The sequence below is a fragment of the Marinobacter sp. genome (genome assembly GCF_033722735.1).
Taxonomy (GTDB): Bacteria; Pseudomonadota; Gammaproteobacteria; order Pseudomonadales; family Oleiphilaceae; genus Marinobacter.
In genome coordinates this window covers 19,879-38,000 of the sequence record NZ_JAWVYN010000023.1, presented here as the reverse complement: position 1 = coordinate 38,000, position 18,122 = coordinate 19,879, and the positions used below count along the sequence as shown (strand labels likewise).

14 protein-coding genes are annotated in these 18,122 nt (G+C 65.4%); 8 read left to right on the top strand and 6 right to left on the bottom strand.

The window, feature by feature from the left end; all coding sequences use genetic code 11:
- Nucleotide 1 precedes the first annotated feature (1 nt).
- A complete protein-coding gene (locus tag R3175_RS15035; RefSeq protein WP_318945142.1) occupies nt 2-1,966 on the top strand; it encodes an ATP-binding protein in 1,965 nt (654 codons plus the stop codon).
- Nucleotides 1,967-2,121: 155 nt separating this feature from the next.
- On the top strand, nt 2,122-3,456 hold the full coding sequence (locus R3175_RS15030; protein ID WP_318945141.1) for a DUF3422 domain-containing protein: 1,335 nt from the start codon (nt 2,122-2,124) through the stop codon (nt 3,454-3,456).
- Nucleotides 3,457-3,463: 7 nt separating this feature from the next.
- Here the strand turns inward: R3175_RS15030 and R3175_RS15025 are convergent, their stop codons facing one another.
- A complete protein-coding gene (locus R3175_RS15025; RefSeq protein WP_318945140.1) occupies nt 3,464-4,252 on the bottom strand; it encodes an ATP-binding protein in 789 nt (262 codons plus the stop codon).
- A 99-nt stretch (nt 4,253-4,351) separates the two neighbouring features.
- On the opposite strand from R3175_RS15025, the gene R3175_RS15020 reads away from it, so the two are divergent.
- The 5 genes from R3175_RS15020 to cysK all read left to right on the top strand — a co-directional run bounded on the left by R3175_RS15020 (nt 4,352) and on the right by cysK (nt 8,633).
- The gene (locus tag R3175_RS15020) at nt 4,352-4,792 is read left to right on the top strand and encodes a methylglyoxal synthase (RefSeq protein WP_318945139.1); all 441 of its coding nucleotides are present in this window, start codon (nt 4,352-4,354) and stop codon (nt 4,790-4,792) included.
- Between the two features lie 52 nt (nt 4,793-4,844).
- Nucleotides 4,845-5,297, top strand: a complete 453-nt coding sequence (locus R3175_RS15015; protein ID WP_318945138.1) for a DUF4124 domain-containing protein — start codon at nt 4,845-4,847, stop codon at nt 5,295-5,297.
- Between the two features lie 68 nt (nt 5,298-5,365).
- Nucleotides 5,366-5,803 carry a thioredoxin TrxC gene (gene trxC / locus R3175_RS15010; protein WP_318945137.1) on the top strand — a complete coding sequence of 146 codons (438 nt, stop codon included), beginning with the start codon at nt 5,366-5,368 and terminating at the stop codon, nt 5,801-5,803.
- Between the two features lie 23 nt (nt 5,804-5,826).
- Nucleotides 5,827-7,521: a VRR-NUC domain-containing protein gene (locus tag R3175_RS15005; protein ID WP_318945136.1), complete on the top strand. Its 1,695-nt coding sequence runs from the start codon at nt 5,827-5,829 to the stop codon at nt 7,519-7,521.
- A 140-nt stretch (nt 7,522-7,661) separates the two neighbouring features.
- Nucleotides 7,662-8,633 carry a cysteine synthase A gene (cysK, locus tag R3175_RS15000; RefSeq protein ID WP_318945135.1) on the top strand — a complete coding sequence of 324 codons (972 nt, stop codon included), beginning with the start codon at nt 7,662-7,664 and terminating at the stop codon, nt 8,631-8,633.
- A 41-nt stretch (nt 8,634-8,674) separates the two neighbouring features.
- Here cysK and R3175_RS14995 read toward each other — a convergent pair whose 3' ends face one another.
- Nucleotides 8,675-10,216, bottom strand: coding sequence for an NAD(P)/FAD-dependent oxidoreductase (locus R3175_RS14995; protein ID WP_318945134.1), 1,542 nt, complete (start codon nt 10,214-10,216; stop codon nt 8,675-8,677).
- A 168-nt stretch (nt 10,217-10,384) separates the two neighbouring features.
- Here R3175_RS14995 and R3175_RS14990 point away from each other — a divergent pair, with 168 nt between their 5' ends.
- Nucleotides 10,385-10,636, top strand: a complete 252-nt coding sequence (locus tag R3175_RS14990; protein ID WP_318945133.1) for a thiamine-binding protein — start codon at nt 10,385-10,387, stop codon at nt 10,634-10,636.
- Between the two features lie 18 nt (nt 10,637-10,654).
- On the opposite strand, the gene R3175_RS14985 is transcribed toward R3175_RS14990, so the two are convergent.
- From R3175_RS14985 to R3175_RS14970, 4 genes are all read right to left on the bottom strand, one after another.
- Nucleotides 10,655-10,975: a hypothetical protein gene (locus R3175_RS14985; protein WP_318945132.1), complete on the bottom strand. Its 321-nt coding sequence runs from the start codon at nt 10,973-10,975 to the stop codon at nt 10,655-10,657.
- Nucleotides 10,972-11,880 carry a hypothetical protein gene (locus tag R3175_RS14980; protein WP_318945131.1) on the bottom strand — a complete coding sequence of 303 codons (909 nt, stop codon included), beginning with the start codon at nt 11,878-11,880 and terminating at the stop codon, nt 10,972-10,974. Before R3175_RS14980 ends, R3175_RS14985 begins: the two co-directional genes overlap by 4 nt.
- A 169-nt stretch (nt 11,881-12,049) precedes the next feature.
- Nucleotides 12,050-12,658 (bottom strand): DVUA0089 family protein, encoded by a 609-nt coding sequence (locus R3175_RS14975; protein WP_318945130.1) that lies wholly within the window; start codon nt 12,656-12,658, stop codon nt 12,050-12,052.
- A gap of 201 nt (nt 12,659-12,859) precedes the next feature.
- A complete protein-coding gene (locus R3175_RS14970) occupies nt 12,860-18,103 on the bottom strand; it encodes a DNA repair ATPase (protein ID WP_318945129.1) in 5,244 nt (1,747 codons plus the stop codon).
- Nucleotides 18,104-18,122: the final 19 nt, after the last annotated feature.

Genomic DNA, 18,122 nt, shown 5'->3' with positions numbered 1-18,122 from the left:
CTTGACCCTGAAACGCCAGCTGCTCATCGCCAGCCTGCTGACCCTGTTGATCCCCTGGCTGGGCCTGCAGTTCGTGCTGGAGCTGGACGAAGCCCTGCGCAACCAGGCCCTGCAACAACTGCAGAACCAGGCCGAGCGCATGAGCCGCACCGCCCGCCCCCTGCTGTACGACTCGATGCCGCCAGGGCCGGAGACCGCCAGTGTCTACGCCAACAACCTGAACCGGCCCCTCAACCTGGACGGCTACGCCGACGACTGGCCCGGTTACGAGGACGCTGACAGCAGTAAGCCGTCGGCGCCGGTCAGCTGGCAGGCAGCGGTGGACGAGGCCCACCTGTACCTGTTGATCCGGGTGCAACGCCCTGCGCCCCGGTACTTCGATCCGGGCCGGCCCGAGCGCCCCCACGAACGGGTGCGGCTGGCCTGGAGCAGTAACGGCGAACGGGTCGAGCGGCTGATTCGCACCCCGGCGCCCGGGCCGGTGGTGGGCTGGCAGCCGGCCCCCGAGCCCAGGCCGGACTACCGGATCGCGGGCGTCTGGCAGGCCCACGGCCGCGGTTACCAGTTGGAGCTGCGGTTACCCCGTCCCGAGCGCGGCGGTCGTTTCGGCTTTGCGGTGCTCAGTGGCGATGCGGACTCGCCGGCTGCCGGCCCCGGACTCGCCCCCCTCCCGGTGCTGGTGACCCGACTGCCCGCCGTGGAACAGCACCTGTGGCCCTACCTCTCGCCGGGCCAACGCTTCGCCGTCCTCAACCCGGCCGGCTGGGTGGAAGCCCGGGCTGCGGTGGCTTCCCCCCAGGCGGAACTGGACTTTACCCGGCTCAGCCCGCTGCAGATTGTCGAGCAGATCAGCCTCAACGGCCTGCGCTCGCTGGTGAGGTTTTACCAGCCACCGCCCCGGCCCTGGCCCATGGACGCCAGCCATCAGCCGGTTGATCGACTGCCCGAGGCGGGCCTGGTGCAGACCGGGGCCGGTCCCGGTCTGCTGGTCACCGCCCCACTGCCGGACGGCCGCACTCTGCTGCTGCACCAGTCCCTGGACCAGTTACTGACCCTGGCCGGGACCGCCCTGGGCACGGTCATCGCCCGCAGCACCCTGCTGGTGGTGGTGTTGATGCTGGTGCTGCTGGGGTACTCCAGCTGGCTGTCCTGGCGCATTACCCGGTTGCAGCAGGCGGTCAGCGCCAGTGTCGATGAGGACGGTCGCATCGTCGGTGCACTGCCACCCTCCAGGGCCCGGGATGAGCTGGGCGAGCTGTCCCGCCGGTTCGGCCAAATGATCGATCAGTTGCAGGGCTATACCCGGTACCTGGAGAGCCTTTCCCGCCGGCTGTCCCACGAACTCAAGACCCCGATCGCCATTGCCCGCTCCTCCCTGGACAACCTCAGCCACACCCAGCCCAGCGAATCCCAGCGGGCCTACCTGGCGCGTCTGCGTCAGGCCACCGACCGGCTCAGCCAGATTCTCCAGGGCATGAGCGAGGCGGCAAGGCTGGAACAAAGCTTCGATCGGGCCGAACACGAACGGTTCGACCTGGCGGAGGTGGCCGCCCAGGCCAGCGGCGCCTACCAGACCCTGGACCCGGACCACCGCATTGGCTATCGGGGTCCGGCGTCGGGCTGTCACCTGGACGGCTCCCCCGAGATGGTGGTTCAGTTGCTCGACAAGCTGGTGGACAATGCCCGGGACTTCACCCCGCCTGGCGGGCGCATCGACATCCGCCTGGCCGACCGCGACGGCTTCTGGGCGCTGTCGGTGTTCAATGAGGGCTCGAGCCTGCCGGAACACCTGACCAGCGAACTGTTCAGTCCCTTCGTGTCCCTGCGCGAGGGCAGCGGCGAGGGGCACCTGGGCCAGGGCCTGCTGATTGTCCGGTTGATCGCCGAGCACCACCAGGGCCAGGCCCGGGCCGACAACGAGGGCAATGGCGTGGCGTTCACCGTGTTGCTGCCCAAGGCTGGTTAGCAACCACGGGGTTGCCCTCCCCAATGGGGCGCCCTAACCGTTGGCTCCCTGGACGGCTGGCCGTTGTCATAAAGTCTTACGACACTGGTCGTCTTCAGGGCGCCCTTCCGATCGCTTATGGTCGATACACTTACCCTCATTACAGGCCGAGTAGCATGTCCAACCTCAGGCAACCCAACACCACTGCGGCACCCCCCCAGCTTGACTTCCACCCCCTGCGGGATGACCTCTATAACGAGCTGCACTCGCGACCATTCCAGGTGCTGCCCTGTCCGGCCAGGGTGACCCACATCGCCCTGCTGACCACCGAGGCGCAACGTCGTGACCAGTTTCATCACCTGCAGGAGCTGCACCTGCTGCTGGGCTTCCCCGCGCCGGCGGACGAAGTCAGTTGCTTCGAGCAGACCTTTGGCAACCTGCGGGTACGCCGCGAGATGCACATGGAGTTTGCGGCCTACACCTTCATCAATCTGGAGGAGCGGGACGACCACCGCCCGTTCGAGACCACCGGCCTGTCACTGCTTCCGCAAGGCTGGCTCGAGCGCCTGGCCGGCACCGTGGTGGCAGCCTTTCACGTGGATCTACAGCGGGTGGAGCACGGCCCGGACACCGACCTGGCCCTGGTGCGCCCCTGGTTCGAAGGCCAGCGGCTGGTGGGCAGCAGCCCCCAGGAAGGCAAGGCCCGGGTGTGGGGCAGTTTCAAGTTGCACAGCGACGGCTTCGGCCGCTTCATGGTGCTGAACCGCCGCCTGTCCGACAGCCAATTGGGACGACTGACCCAGCGATTGATGGAGATCGAGACCTATCGGTTAATGGCTCTGCTGGCCCTGCCCCGGGCCCGCGAGATCACCCCCAGGCTGAACGAGATGGACCAGCAACTGGCGGTGATCACCCAGGCCCTGGCGGACAACCAACAGGTGGACGAGAAAGGCATCCTTGCCGAGTTGACCAACATCGCCGCCCGCATTGAGGCCTTCCGCGCCAACGCCACCTTCCGTTTCTCCGCCACCCGGGCCTACCACCGGCTGGTGCTGTCCCGGCTGGAGGCGTTGCGGGAGGACGAACTCTCCGGCCACCTGACCATCACCGAGTTCATGACCCGACGCCTGACACCAGCGGTGAAAACCTGCGAATCCGTCAACGACCGCCTGGAGGACCTGTCCCGGCGAGTGGACCGGGCCTCGGACATGATGCGCACCCGGGTGGAGCTGGCCATCCAGAGCCAGAACCAGCAGTTGCTCAGCTCCATGGACCGGCGCTCCAAGATCCAGTTGATGATGCAGCACACGGTGGAAGGGTTCTCAGTGGTGGCGATCAGCTACTACCTGATCAGCCTGCTCAAGTTGGTGATGGAAACCGCCCACGAAGCCGGCTTCCACTTCGACAAGTCGGTGGTGCTGGGGATCGCCATGCCGGTGATCGTGCTGGCGGTGTTCCTCGGCATCCGCGCCATCCATCATCGCTTCCTCAAGATGGCGCGCCGGGAGTGAGGGAGTCCTACTCCGTCAACGCCGTCGGGTCGCCGGCGTACTGACGGTAGAACTGCTGGGCAGTGCGACCGCTGCGCACGCCGCGGCCGGTGGCGAAGCGAATCGCCAGCCGGTGCAGCGCGGCGCGATCGTCTACCTCCGGGAACAGCGCGTCCACCGCCGCCAGGTAGACGTCCTGGGGGAAGGGGTGAAAGGACAGCTGCAGGCCGAAGCGGTCCGCCAGCGACACCTGTTCCTCGATGGCCTCCGCCGGGTGCAGCTCGCCGTGGCGAACCTCGCTGTTGAGGTTGTCCGCCATGTACTCCGGCATCAGGTGACGGCGGTTGGAGGTGGCGTACACCCGGACGTTCTCCGGCGGCAGTTCCAGCGAGCCTTCCAGCACGCTCTTCAGGGCCTTGTAGGCGGACTCGCCGGTCTCGAACGACAGGTCGTCGCAGAAGATCACAAAATGGTAGGGCTGCTCGCTCAGCTCGTCGACGATTTCCGGCAGGTTCACCAGGTCGTCCTTGTCCACCTCGATCATCCGCAGGCCATGGTCCCGGTAGCGGTTGAGCAGCGCCTTGATCACCGACGACTTGCCGGTGCCCCGGGCGCCCCACAGCAGCACATTGTTCGACGGCTCGCCCGCCAGGAAACGCTCGGTGTTGCGGGCCAGCGCCTGCTGCTGGCGCGCAATCCCGGTCAACTGCTGCCATTGGATGGGGTCCAGCCGCCGGATGGCCCGCAAACCCTGGCGGTGACGGCGCCAGACCGCCGCCGCGGTGGTGGTCCAGTCGATCATTGCTTCTGCTGTCATATCACGCACTTCCTATTCCGAACTCAGGCCGGTTATGAAACACTGGGTTACCCAAGGTATCTCTGCCGAACCGCCCAAAATCAGGAGACTATACCCTACATGGCCGTCAAGACCGTCGCCCTCGTCGCCCACGATAACAAGAAAAAGGAACTGGTGGACTGGGTGTCCGAGAACAACACCCGCTTCGCCCCGCTCACACTCTTCGCCACCGGCACCACCGGCCGCCTGCTCAGCGAACGGCTGGGGCGGGATGATATCCAATGCCTGCTCAGCGGACCACTGGGGGGCGACCAGCAGATCGGCGCCAAGATCGCCGAAGGCGAGATCGACCTGCTGGTGTTCTTCTGGGACCCGCTGGAGCCCCAGCCCCACGACCCCGACATCAAGGCCCTGCTGCGGATCGCCGCGCTGTGGAACATCCCCGTGGCCTGTAACCGCGCCACCGCCGAGTTCCTGCTGACCTCGGCGTACCTGACCGACGACCAGCACCGCCCGACGAAGCCGGACTTTGCCGAGTACACCGGCCGCAAGGTAAGCTAGCGCTCCCTTACTTTCACAACCTCACGCCCAAGGATTGGGCAGGAGACGCAGGATGCGCAGACCACTCCCCTGCCGGCTGGCCCTGGCCACGCTGGCATTAGTCTTGTCATGCCCCACGATGGCAGCCATCTACCGTTGCGACGTGAACGGCCAGGCGGTATTTGCCGACAGCCCCTGCGGCGACAACGCCGAAACCGTCGACGTTGAACCGCTCCGTACCGGCGGCCGGCTGGATACCGGCACCCAAGTCGAGTTCTACCGGCCACCCCGGCGGGAAGTGAATACCACCAGCCCCACCGGCTGCCCGGCAGGCTACATCCAGTCCTCGGAGCTGCGCCGGATGCGGGTTCGTCGCCGGGTACGGGAAGGCCTCAGCGCCGATCAGGTGCGTTACATCCTCGGCGATCCGGATCGTCGCGACGGCCAGTGGTGGGTGTACGAACACCAGGGCGAGGAAATCGGGCGCTACCGCATTCGTCAAGGCTGTCTGGCCCGCTGGCGATGAACTCAGGCCTTGATAAATCGGTCGCCGGCGCCCACCAATGGAACTAATCGTTTGTGGAGAACCGACCAATGACCAATCTCGTACACGTGCCTTGCCCCCACTGCCACCGCACCAACCGGGTACCGGCGGACCGGCTGGTTGAAAAACCCAGCTGTGGCGCCTGCAAGCAACCACTGACCGCCGGCGCTGTGGCCGAGCTGGACGACGGTAACCTGGCGGCGTTTACCGGCCGGTCCGACCTGCCGGTGCTAGTGGATTTCTGGGCCAGCTGGTGCGGTCCCTGCCAGGCCATGGCCCCGGAGTTCCAGACAGCCGCGGGCACCTGGGGCGGCCGGGTCGCGTTCGCCAAGGTCAACACCGAGCAGGCGCAGCAGTCGGCGGCCCGTTTCGGCATCCGCAGCATCCCCACCCTGATCCTGTTCCGGGGCGGGCGGGAACGGGCCCGGCACAGCGGCGCCATGTCCGCCAGCCAGCTGTCGGCCTGGCTGCAGGACCAGATCCGCTGAGCCCTCACCCGGATAGCACCGCCATGCCGCCGCTCCCCACGCCCCTCGATACGCCGGCCATCGCCGACCTCGACGATCCGCTCTACTACCTGCGCAACTTCGACACGGTGGTGGACTGGGTCCATGAGCGTCACGGCGATCTGCTCTTGCCCAGGGAGACGACGCGGTTAGCGGCCTTTCGGACGCTGGACACCGCCAGCCGGGGGCTGCTGGTTCGCCTGGTGATGCGCACCGGAGAACACTTCCGGGGTGACCGGCTCGATTATCCGGAACTGGGTAAACCCATGACGGCAGCCGTTGCGCCTTTGCTCGAACAGGGCTGGCTGACCGCCAATCCGGAGCTGTCCCTGACCCAGGCCGCCGCCCTGCTGACCCTGCCGGAACTCCGCGACCGCTGGCGGCCGCTGATCGAGCAGGCCGGCCTGCGCCGCTCCCTCGGCAAGCGGGCCCTGGTGGACGCGCTGGCGCCCCACCATCCGGCCCCCCGACCCGCCGACTGCTGGGGCTTCGGCCCGCAGACGCCGGTGCTGGCCCTGCAGGACATGGCCCTGTTCGATCGGATCCGCCTGATGTTTTTCGGCAACCTCTACCAGGGCTGGAGCGACTTCGTGCTGGTGCAGCTGGGGCTGCAACGCTACGAGCCCGTACCGCTGTCGCGGCAGTCCCGGGCCTTCCAGTCCCGCGCCGAGGTGGATGGCTACCTCGCCCTGGACCGCTGCCTGCAGCAACTGGAGGACGCCCCCGCGGCCGAGGTGTGGCCCGAGGTGCCGGGTCCGTTCACCGACAATCCCTGGCTGGAGAGCCGCCGCGGAAGGCTGCTGTTCGAGCTGGGCCTACGCGCCGAACGCCAGGGAAACCGTCCGTTGGCGCTGGCGGCCCTGGCCGCCAGCGCCTATCGGGAGGCCCGGCTGCGTTACCTGCGGCTACTGGAACGGGATCAGCAACATTGGCGGGCCTGGGAGCTCGCCCGGCTGGCCCAGCTGTCACCCCGCAGCCGTGCCGAGGCCCGGGGCTGTGAACGGCTGGTCAGGCGACTGGCGGGCAAGCTGGGGGAGGCCCCCCCACCGGCCCGGTCGGCGCCATCGATTCGGGAATGGTCACTGACCCTGCCGGCATCGTCGGAGCTGCCGGTGGAACTAACGGTGGCCCAGCACCTGGACCTGCCGGAGTCGCCAGTGGTCTATGTGGAAAACGCCCTGCTCAATGGCCTGTTCGGCCTGCTGTGCTGGCCGGCCCTCTACACGCCCCTGCCGGGGGCATTTTTCCATCCGTTCCACGCCGGCCCCGCCGATCTGCAGCGGGAGGATTTTGTGACCCGTCGTCGGGACCTGTTCTCCCGCTGCCTGGCGCAACTGGATGATGGCCGTTACCGCCAGGCCATTCGCCAGACCTGGCGCGCCAAGCAGGGCATCACCAATCCCTTCGTCGCCTGGTCGGTACTCACCGAAGACGTGCTCGAACTGGCGCTGAAGTGTATACCACCGCACCATCTACGTCAGGTATTCGAACGACTGCTGGCGGACCTGACCGAGCATCGCAGCGGCCTGCCGGACCTGGTCCGCTTCGACCCGGCCAGCGCCGATTACGAGCTGATTGAGGTCAAGGGACCCGGCGACCGTCTGCAGGACCACCAACGCCACTGGCTGGAATGGTTTGCCGGCGAGGGTATCCAGGCGTCCGTCTGCTACGTACACTGGCGGCCAGAAGTTGATTCCTAACACCCTGATCAGACTGGACAAAATCGCAGCTGGCGCTAGAGTGAGATAACCTCTGTACCTGTGCAGACCACAACCTGGCCGGGGCGCGGGCCGCGACTGAAGGCACCCGCACAACCGCCGTCACGAAGAAGGAGACCATCATGGCACGGATCTACGAAGACAATTCGCTGTCCATCGGCAACACCCCGCTGGTAAAGCTCAACCGGGTCAGCAACGGCGCCACCATCTGGGCCAAGATCGAAGGCCGCAACCCCGCCTACTCGGTGAAATGCCGGATTGGCGCCGCCATGATCTGGGACGCCGAGAAACGGGGCACCCTCAAGCCGGGCATGACCATCATCGAGCCCACCAGCGGCAACACCGGCATTGCCCTGGCCTACGTCGCCGCCGCCCGGGGCTACCCGCTGACCCTCACCATGCCGGCCTCCATGAGCCTGGAGCGTCGCAAGATCCTCAAGGCCCTCGGCGCCGAACTGGTGCTGACCGAGCCGCCCAAGGGCATGCCCGGTGCCATCGCCAAGGCCGAGGAAATCGCCGCCAGCGATCCCGACAAGTATTTCCTGCCGCAACAGTTCGACAACCCCGCCAACCCGGAGATTCACGAGAAGACCACCGGCCCGGAGATCTGGGACGACACCGACGGCGCGATTGATGTGCTGGTGGCCGGCGTGGGCACCGGCGGCACCCTGACCGGCGTGTCCCGCTACATCAAGCAGACCCAGGGCAAGGCCATCACCTCGGTGGCGGTGGAGCCGGTGGACTCGCCGATCATCACCCAGACCCGCAACGGCGAGGAGCCCAAGCCGGCGCCCCACAAGATCCAGGGCATCGGGGCCGGTTTCGTGCCCAAAAACCTGGACCTGGATCTGGTGGACCAGGTGGAAACCGTCAGCAATGAGGACGCCATGGCTATGGCCCACCGGCTGATGAAGGAAGAGGGCATCCTGGCTGGCATCTCCTGTGGCGCCGCCGTGGTCGCCGCGGTGCGAGTGGCCGAGCAGCCGGAGCACAAGGGCAAGAACATTGTGGTGGTGCTGCCCGACTCCGCCGAGCGCTACCTGTCCTCCCCCCTGTTCGCCGGCCACTTCAGCGACCTGGAGAACGTCCAGTAAAAAGCCTTCGGGAGGCACCACGAGCCAGTGCCTCCCGAAGGTCAGGCGCTGACCGGTTCCTTTCGGGATTTGGCCTTGCGGGCACGACGACGGAGTTTTCCGAAGTCGAAATCCCCCAGGGCCAGAAACCGGGTCTTCAGCCAAAACTTCCAGGTGGAGAATGGCCAGACGGCGAAGTTCTTGCCATCCGCCTGCTGGTACCAGCTGGAACAGCCAGAGGTCCACACGGTGTCCGCCAGCCCGGCCTCGATGTCCCTGTTGAAGGCTGACTGGGCCTTGGCGGTCACGTCCACGTAGTCGGCGCCACGAGCGGTGACCGTGTTCATCAGGCTGACGATGTAATCCGCCTGGCACTCGATCATGAAGATGATGGAGTTGTGTCCCAGCCCGGCGTTCGGCCCCACCAGCTGGAACATGTTGGGGTAACCGTGGACCATGGTGCCCATGTAGCCTTCCACCCCCGCCTGCCAGTCCTCCGCCAGCGAACGGCCGTCAGTGCCGGTCAGCTCAAAACCCTGCATGTACAGCCGTGGGTCCACCTGGAAACCGGTGCCGTAGATGATGCAGTCGGCGGGGTGCTCACGGCCGTCGCTGGTAACCACGCTGTGCTCGCGCACCTCCTGGATGGACTCGGTGACCAGCTCCACGTTGTCCCGGTTGAACATCGGATACCACTTGTTGGAAATCAGCACCCGCTTGCAACCCAGGGTGTAATCCGGGGTGAGCCTGCGGGCGATGCCCCGGTCCTTCACCTGCAGGCGGATGAACAGCTTGGCAAACTGCTGCAAGCTGCGGGCCAGGGCGGGATTGAAGATCGGCCAGACCCGGGACTCGTTACTCCAGTACAAACGGGCCCGATGCAGCTTGCGCACCAGGGGGAATCGCCGGAACAGCGCTTTCTCGATGCCCAGGTAGCGGCGGTCGTCCCGGGGGATGACCCAGGCCGGTGAACGCTGGAACACCGACAGCTTCTCAACATCCGGCGCAATTTCCGGACAGTACTGGATAGCACTGCCACCGGTGCCGATGGAAACCACCTTTTTACCGGTTAGGTCGTAGTCGTGGTCCCAACGCGCCGAGTGGAAGGTATTGCCCTGGAAACGATCCAACCCCGGCAGGTCCGGATACTGCGGCACATGCAGCGGTCCCGAGGCCAGCACCCAGTATTTGCAATCAAACTGGTCACCCCGTTCGGTGGTGATCAGCCAGCGGGCGGTAGCCTCATCGTAACGGGCACCAATCACTTCCTGGTTGAAGGACACCCGCTCCCGCAAACCGTAGCTCTCGGCGGTATCGAGAATGTACTGCTGGATCTCCTGCCAGGGGGCGTACCGCTTGCTCCAGTTCGCGTTGCCATTGAAGGAATAAGAGTACAGATGGGACTGGACATCGCAGGCACAGCCCGGGTAGGTGTTGTCCCGCCAGGTACCGCCTACCTCACCGGCCTTCTCCAGGATCACCAGGTCCTCGAGCCCCGCCTCGATCAGCTTGATGGCCATGCACAGACCGCCAAAGCCGGCGCCGACGATCACCACGTCGGTTTGGTGCACGGTTCCCTGTTGTTGCTGTTGTTGTGGCTGCATTCGTCATACCTCGTCGTTGTGTTCGTCTGCCGAGTGTATGACGGGGAAAAGCCGACCCGGAGGCCACCCGGGGGTCATTCGGGGACAGCGCCTGACGGGATTGACCCAGGTCAAATTCGGTCCATGATGAGAGGGTGATTCCACACGACAACCATCCGGGAGGCCACCATGTACCTGTCTGTGCAGCTGAGTTACTACCCCTTCAACGACGACTTCAAACCGCCGATCAAGGACGTGATCGCCCGTCTTCAGGCCAGTGGGCTGGAGGTCTACCCCAACCGGATGAGCACCCAGCTATTCGGGGAGTTTGACGCGGTGATGGCGGCGCTGTCGGAGGCCATGAAATGGTCCTTCGAGCGTTATGGCAAGGCGGTGTTCGTGGCCAATTTCCTGGAAGGCGACCGGCGTCCCAGGGCCTGAACAGCCCCGGGCGGCCTATCAGTCCTGGGGGGATGCCTCGGGGCTCGGCTGCTGGTCGGAACCGGCGGCCTCGGTCAGCACTTGCTGGCTGCATGCGGCCAGCGCACCGGCCACCCGTGACACACTGCCGTAGGACAGCCGCGAGATGCCGTGATGCATCGCCCGCACCGGCTCGCTCACCGGCCGGGTCACCGGAATACGGGCGAGAACATTGAAGCTTTCATCGGCAATGGACAGGTGCGCCCGCTGAACTTTCTCGGCCCCGTGGGCCAGACCATTGGCCATCAGATCGGTGACACCCAGCCACCATTTTGCCTGCGCTTGCTTCTCGTGGGTCATGACAACCACTCCACCAGTTGTTGTGCGACCGCCTCATGATGGGCCAGGCGGATATGATCGATCCCGGAAAAGGTCGCCGAGCCCGCCAGGATCCAGTCACCCTGGCCGCTGCCCTGGGCGCTGCTCTCGTGGACCAGGGCATCGCCAAACAGCAGGTTGACCGGATGCCGGGCGTGTCCGGCCAACAGGCCACACACCACGAAGTGACGGGCATTTGGCACCAGCGCCGCCAGTTCCCCTTCCCCCGCCAGCACATCGCCCCGGGACAGGTTGCGGATACCCTCACTGCGCAGGTCGATCACCTCGCCCACCACCCGCAGGTAATCCCGCGGCAAGGCATTCAGTACCCCGGCGGAGGCCTGTGCCCCCTTGGCCAGCCAGGAGCCGTCGTGCGGAGAGCCAACATAGACGCAGTCACTCAGGGCCGACAACCAGCGATGCCCCTGGTTCAGGCCATAATGACAGGCGCTGCGGATCAGCAAGCCCCCCATGCTGTGCCCCACCAACACCAGCCGTTGCACCGGAACCGGCCAGGCGGAGACCAATTGCTCCAGCGCCTCGGTCAGCTGTTGGCCATTGCGGTAAATGGGACGGCCGGTGTTGTAGCGCAGACCGAGGGTGGTGACACCACCCTCGAGAGCCCGGTTCAGCCGGCTACCGTAGTGGTCTTCGGGCTGGTTGGGAAAGGTCCACACAGATTCCAGCTCCATCAGGCCATGAATCAGCACCACCAGGGTGGCTTTTGGATCGGGCACGACCGGCGAATCCGGGGTTACAACCTGCCCCTGGTGGCGAAAATCCATCGACAGCGCCAGGGGATTGCGGCGGGCCTCCAGCCAATCGCCAAGGAAACCGCTGGCAATGGCGGACAGCCGGTGCTGCCAACTTACAGAGGAAAGTGTCATGGCCGGGCTCCTGTCCGGTGATCATTCTGTGGACAGTGTAACCATTTGGTGGCGCGGAGAATTGGCCCGATGCGGGCGGGGTCACGGCAGTGCAATCAACCGTATCGAGGTGGCAATAGGGAACGGGAATCCCGGGGTACTGCGGAGCCGAAGCTCCGCAGCCTCCATCTCAGCCAAGCGGCTGGCGCCGGCGGTAGCGCTGCAGGCCCAGGCCCAGCAGGCCCAGACCAAAGAGCGCAGCGGTTCCCGGCTCAGGCACCTCCGCCGGATCGTCCGGGTTGGAAGCGGAATCCACGCCGTCCAGCCAGACGCTCCAGTTTGGCCCCATGTTCACGTCGTTGGCCGGCTGGTCCCAGTCCGCCAGGGCAATGGGATCCTGACCGTCGAAGGCGAAGCCGTCACTCAGGTTGTCCCCCTGGGCCCAGTTGTTGTACGTGGCAACGGTGAACACATAGTCGCCGGCCGCCAGGAAGTCCAGGGCAAACCCGGAGTCGTAAATCGTCTGGGTGTCCGGGTTGATATTGGCGTTGTCGTCGTTCTCATCCATCAGACTGCCATCCGTGCTGTTCCATAGCGCGGTAATCGGGTCAAAGTTGGTTCCGTCCTGGAAGGAGTCCGTCCAGACCCGAACGTTGGTGGCATCCTGGTCCAGGGTGAAGTAGGTGTAGATCACATCGTTGTGGTAGTCGATGGACCCGGTGAAGTTGATCAGTGCCGCGTTGGCCGAAGTGCTGGCGGCCAGGGCCGCCCCGGCCGCGAACATCAATGTCTTGTTCATGATTGCTCCCTGCATGTTGGTGTGCGAGAGCTCGCCCTCTGGCAAGCCATGCCCGACAGAGCAAAAATGACGCCAACTCCCTGTTGACGGGGGTTTCAGGGAGTTGGCCGGATGGTAACTGCCGAAATCGATAAATTTGCTGACACCCCAACGCCATAGCGTGACGCAGTTCACAAAAAAAGCTGACGGCCAGCAGCTCGGCTATTGAGTGGAGGTTTGGGCAATCCGATCCTTCAGGTCATCCATCACCCGCAGTACGCGGCTCATCTCGGTTTGGGTCTTGAGATCCAGACCCAGCTTGCCCTCCATGGTTTGCACCAGCGGCACCACCGACTGTTCAAAGATGTCGGCAAAGGCCTGCAGGGCCTCGCCCAGACCGGGCGGGCTGGCAACGTTGACAGTCACCGCCGGCTCGACCTTTATCTCCTGAAGGCCACTACGAAGGGTTTCTGCCAACTGGCCAAGGACTTCCTGATTGACCGCCCGGTCCACCTGGCCATGACTGGCCTCGTCCATCGGGGGCACCAACTCCCGCAACTGCCCCAGGGCGTCGACGATCAGGCCGAGCTGGCGTACCACCTTGACCCCGGTTTCCTCATCGCCACCGGCTTGTTGGCGGCGGCGGAACTCGGCGCAGATGGCCTGCCAGCGTTCGCTCTCCTCGGGCGTCAGGGTACCCCGCATCTGCTTGAGCTTGAGCAGGTTCTCCTCGGCCCCCTGGGTCAGCAATTGAGCCTCGCCGAGGTAGTGGTCGTCGATCAGCGCATCCAGCTCGTCGTCGGTCATCACCGGCGACAGCTTCTCCGCCAGCTTGTTCATGTTGCGGTAACTGCCCTGCAGCTTGAACGTCGGCTCGGTGCGGTAGGCCTCCGCCTGGGCGCTGGAGGCGATGTAGGCCTGGTTGACCCGCAGCACCACGTCCCGCACCTGGATCATCTTCTTCAGCAGCGCCACGATCTCCTCCCGCTCGGCCCCGCTGTAGTCGTGGTCGAAGTCCGAACTGGGCACGTCACGGCCGGCGGCGATGTCGGCAAAGCGGTAGAAATCGTCCATGCCCCGGGTGGCCAGCGGCGCCAGCACGGCGTTGGAGCTGAGGCTGTTCTCGATGTAGGACAGCTCGAACACCTCCTCCATGCCGCTGAGCACGTCCCCCAGGTTATAGATGTCGGCCCGGTTGGCCAGCATGTCGGGAATCTGGAAGGTCTCGCCGCTCTCGGTGTACGGGTTGCCGGCCATCACCACGCAAAAGCGCTTGCCCCGCAGGTCGTAGGTCTTGGTGCGGCCCCGCCAGACCCCCTCGATGCGACGGCTGCCATCGCACAGGGAGATGAACTTCTGCAGGAACTCGGGGTGGGTGTGCTGGATGTCATCCAGGTACAGCATCACGTTGTTGCCCATCTCCAGCGCCAGGTTGAGCTTGATCAGTTCCGCCTCGGCGGTGGAATGGGGTGCCTTTTCCGGGTCCAGCGAGATGACGTCGTGGCCCAGACTGGGACAGTTGATCTTCATAAAGATCAGCCCCAGCCGGCTGGCCACATACTCCATCAGCGTGGTCTTGCCGTAACCCGGTGGCGAGATCATCATCAGCAGGCCCATCAGGTCGGTGCGGCGGTTCTCCCCCACCGTGCCCATCTGCTTGGCCAGGTTGTCGCCGATCAGCGGCAGGTAGCTCTCGCTGATCAGCTTGTTGCGCACGAACGACGACAGCGGCTTGGGCTGGAACTCCTCCAGCCGCAGCCGGTCGCGCCATTTCGCCAGCACCTGCTGGCGCACCTCCTGCAGGCGGGCCCAGGCGGGAATGACGTCTTGCTGGTGATAGCGCAGGCGCTGGCTGAACTCGTCGAGTTGCAGCCGGAAGGCCCGGTCCTTGATGCGGGGATGCTGGCCCAGCAGGCCCTCCACGGTAAACGCCAGCTCGACGTTGCGGGGCTGGGTGGTCACCCGCTGGCCGGCGTTAAGGATGGCGATGGCCTCGGGCAGGTAATGACCATCCTGCTGGTGACCGGCCTTGCGGGCCCAGGCTTCCAGCCAGTGGGCGGTAATGCGCCAGCGGGCACCGGGCTGGTCCCGGACCACCGCCAGGGCCTCTTCGTACTGGCTGTAATGGCCGGCCCGCTTCATCTCGGTGACGAAGCCATCCACCAGGGTGGCGGCGTACTGGGTGACCTCGAAACCGCCGCCGTCTTCCGCCAGCTGCAGCACCAGGTAGTCGGCGGCGTTGCGCACCACGCTGGCCTCCCCTGGCAGTTGGTGCTCACTGACGAAGTTTTGCAAGTCCGGCGCAATCTCCTCCACCAGGGAGCCGATCAGCTCCCGGGAATGCATCATGCGGCTGAGGATGCCGGCGGACAGGCAGCGGGAGCGCAGCGTGCGGGCCTGGGCCTCGTCCTGCGAACGCCGCGCCCAGAACAGCATGGCCAGGGCCCGGGCCTGGGGACTGAAGCGCAGCAGGCCGGCGCTCTGGGTCGCCGGCCACAGGGTACTGACGATCAGCGCGGCGTCGTGGTCGTGGATGCCCTTCTCGTAGCCCTCCCGGTAGCGGGGCGAGGCAAAGCGGCGGATGTAGTCGGTCAGCTCGTCACGGTCGGCCACGTTGACCGGGGTCTGTTCGGCATTGGCCAGCGCCTCCATCACCAGGTAGGCCAGGTACTCGCCACGATAGACCTGCTCCGACTCCGATGGCTGACTGACGTCCCAGTAAGCCCGCAGGGCTTCCAGCTCGGGCTCGTCGATAGCCTCGTAATACTGGGTGCCGGTCAGGTGCAGCATGATTTTGCCGTCCCGGGGCACCAGGGTCAGGTCCACCTCCTGGTGGTTGACCGAAAAGCGGTGGCGCGGCCCCAGGCGGATGACCTGGCCGCCGTCCTCGTAGATGTCGGCGCGGTCGCGGACGCTGCGCAGGGCGGCATCCCGTTCCGAGCGCAGGCGGCCTTCACAGTCGTCCGCCTCCATGTTGGCGCCCAGTTCCCGCAGCTCCTCCGCCATGCTGCGGACCTTGGCCACCATGGCATCGGAGGCGAAGAAGGCGTGCAGCTCCTCCTGGCTCTCGAAGCGCTCGGTGCGCCGGTTGACGTTCTTGAGGATGCGGCTGGCGGCGTCGGTGAGGGTATTGATGCGACGCTGGCGCTGGTCCTGCAGTTGCTGGCGCCGGGCTTCAATGCTCTCGTGGGCGGTTTCCCGCTGCTCCAGGATGGCGGTGAGGAACTCGTCGTATTCGCCGAACTGGCTTTCCAGCTCCTGCAACTGGTCCAGCATCCGGGTCATCAGGCCATCGCAGCCACCCGGCTCGGTCAGTGCACCGACACCGTTGGCCAGGCTCTGCTCGAACAGCCGCATACGGGCCGCGAACTGGGCCTTGGCCTCCTCGCTGCCACGGGCCTTGAGGCGGATCTCCGCTTCCGAACGCTGCTGGTTGATGGTGGCGTAGATACCGGAGATGTTCTCGGTGATCTGGGTCTCCAGGCTGGCGTTGTCGCCGGACAGGGTCGCCAGCATGCCCTGAATCATGTCCAGGCCGGCGGTCAGTTCCCGGTACTGCTCAACACACTCCGCCAACTGATCACGGGACTCGGCTTCCTCACATCGGGTGGCCAGTTCCGCCAGGGTCTGGCGGTAACCGTCCAGCGCCGCCGGGGTGGCGAGGAATTTGAAGGTGCGGTCGGTCAGCCGTTCTTCGGCCTGGTCCAGCTCCGCTTCCAGTTCGCCAATCCGGGCCTCGTCGATGTAGCGGCGGTCCCGCAGGGTGCGGACCTTGCCCCGGTGATCCCGCAGTTTCTTCAGGTGGGCGACGAACACATCCGGCGTCTTCCAGCTGTCGGGTTTCAGATCCCGCAGCAGGGCGCCCTGCTCCCGTGCGGTGTCCTGCACCGCGGTGGCGGTCTGGGCACGAATGCTCTGGACCTTCTCGTACTCGTCCAGCATCAGTTCGGCGGTCTTGCGGATCTCCGCCAGTCGCTCTGCCAGGGGGCTGGCCGGCACCTCATCACTGTCTGCGATCTCACTGATCCAGTAGAACTGGTCAAGCACCCGGTCGGTGGTGCGGATCAGCGCGGTGAAGTGCTGCTCGGAGACCTGGGGGCGCTCCACCAGGCTGACGATGGTGTTGAGTTCGGCTATGCCCCGCACCAGTTCCGGATTGCCAATGCGGCCCAGCAGGGAGTCGTTGTTGACGCTGTCGCGGGCGTGGAAACTCTCCGACATGAACGGCGTGGTCCACACCTGCAGCGGGTGCACCAGGGTGGGTTCCCGGTCGGCGCTGAAGATGGCCAGGTGGCCGTTCTCGAACAGTGCGAAGCCGTGGCCGATCATCGGCGTGTCGGCCTGCTTGCGGATCAGGTTGTAGCGGTACAGCACCACCTGGCCGCCGTCCTCGCCATAGAACACATACAGCACGTCCTCGCCGTTGGGGGAGCGGATCATTCGCTTGAAGCGCAGGTCCGCCGCCGGCACGTCGAAGATCTTCAGCTCGCCGCTGGCCAGGTAGTAGCCGGAGGGGAAGATCAGGCCGTGGTTCTCCGGCAGCTGCACCACCGAGCCGCCGAGGGCGTCGATGCGTTCCACCTGGCGGGTGCTGCGGTTGTACAGGTAATAGCGCCAGTCGTCCTCGCCGTAGGGCAGGATGCGCACCAGGATGACCTGTTGGAGGTCGGCGAACTCGAAGCTGGCGTCATCGAGGGACTGGGAGTCGGACGCCACCGGGTCGGAGTAGATGCCCTCCCCGGTGTTGGTGTTGTTCTCGATCTTGAAGGTGATGTCGCCGCGGAGGTTGTCGATGAACAGGGTGTCGGCGATGTTGAGGTGCGGCGCCCGGCCCTGCACCTGACTGTCACGCCCGGCGGTGTGCCACTCGAAACTGAAGCGGTCCGGGAACACCAGGTCCCGCTCGCCACGGTTGTCGATGTAGCGGTTCACCTCCCCGGCAGCGGTGAGTTCCCAGCGGAACACCCGCTGGTCGCCGAGTTTCTCGCCAATGCGGAAGGCCATCAGCAGCATGCCGTTCATGCTGACCAGCTGGGCCAGGGTGGCGTGGCTGTAGTACTGCTGCAGTTCGCGGAAATCGGTGCGGAAGCGCTCGTCCGCCAGGAAGCTGTCGGCCACCGAGGCCTCGCCCACCTCGAAGCCTTCCTCGGAGTCCTTGAGGTGGTAGAGGCTGAACACATCCTCGATGGCCAGCTCCTTGCGCAGGCCCAGTTGCAGGTTGAAGCCGAACAGCAGGTGGTCGCCGATGCGCACCACATCGCGGGCGATGGCGTTGTTTTCGGTGCGTACCCGGCCCCGCCCCAGCACGCTCATGCCGGCACTGCCGAACACGTCGGCCCGGGCGCCGTTCAGCGCCTCGACATCGGCCCGCAACTGCTGGCCCTGGTCCTTGAGGCGACGCTGGATGGTTTCAAAGGCGGTGCCTTCCTTGACGATGCTTTCGAGTTGACTGCGGTCCTTCGACATGGCGTTCATCCTGGCAACG

Bases quoted from the DNA above. Each gene is read 5' to 3' on its own strand.
- R3175_RS14975 (WP_318945130.1), bottom strand. From the start codon at position 12,658: ATGAACAAGACATTGATGTTCGCGGCCGGGGCGGCCCTGGCCGCCAGC.
- R3175_RS15025 (WP_318945140.1), bottom strand. From the start codon at position 4,252: ATGACAGCAGAAGCAATGATCGACTGGACCACCACCGCGGCGGCGGTC.
- trxC (WP_318945137.1), top strand. From the start codon at position 5,366: ATGACCAATCTCGTACACGTGCCTTGCCCCCACTGCCACCGCACCAAC.
- R3175_RS14985 (WP_318945132.1), bottom strand. From the start codon at position 10,975: ATGACCCACGAGAAGCAAGCGCAGGCAAAATGGTGGCTGGGTGTCACC.
- R3175_RS14980 (WP_318945131.1), bottom strand. From the start codon at position 11,880: ATGACACTTTCCTCTGTAAGTTGGCAGCACCGGCTGTCCGCCATTGCC.
- R3175_RS15020 (WP_318945139.1), top strand. From the start codon at position 4,352: ATGGCCGTCAAGACCGTCGCCCTCGTCGCCCACGATAACAAGAAAAAG.
- R3175_RS14995 (WP_318945134.1), bottom strand. From the start codon at position 10,216: ATGCAGCCACAACAACAGCAACAACAGGGAACCGTGCACCAAACCGAC.
- R3175_RS14990 (WP_318945133.1), top strand. From the start codon at position 10,385: ATGTACCTGTCTGTGCAGCTGAGTTACTACCCCTTCAACGACGACTTC.
- R3175_RS15015 (WP_318945138.1), top strand. From the start codon at position 4,845: ATGCGCAGACCACTCCCCTGCCGGCTGGCCCTGGCCACGCTGGCATTA.
- R3175_RS14970 (WP_318945129.1), bottom strand. From the start codon at position 18,103: ATGTCGAAGGACCGCAGTCAACTCGAAAGCATCGTCAAGGAAGGCACC.
- R3175_RS15005 (WP_318945136.1), top strand. From the start codon at position 5,827: ATGCCGCCGCTCCCCACGCCCCTCGATACGCCGGCCATCGCCGACCTC.
- cysK (WP_318945135.1), top strand. From the start codon at position 7,662: ATGGCACGGATCTACGAAGACAATTCGCTGTCCATCGGCAACACCCCG.
- R3175_RS15030 (WP_318945141.1), top strand. From the start codon at position 2,122: ATGTCCAACCTCAGGCAACCCAACACCACTGCGGCACCCCCCCAGCTT.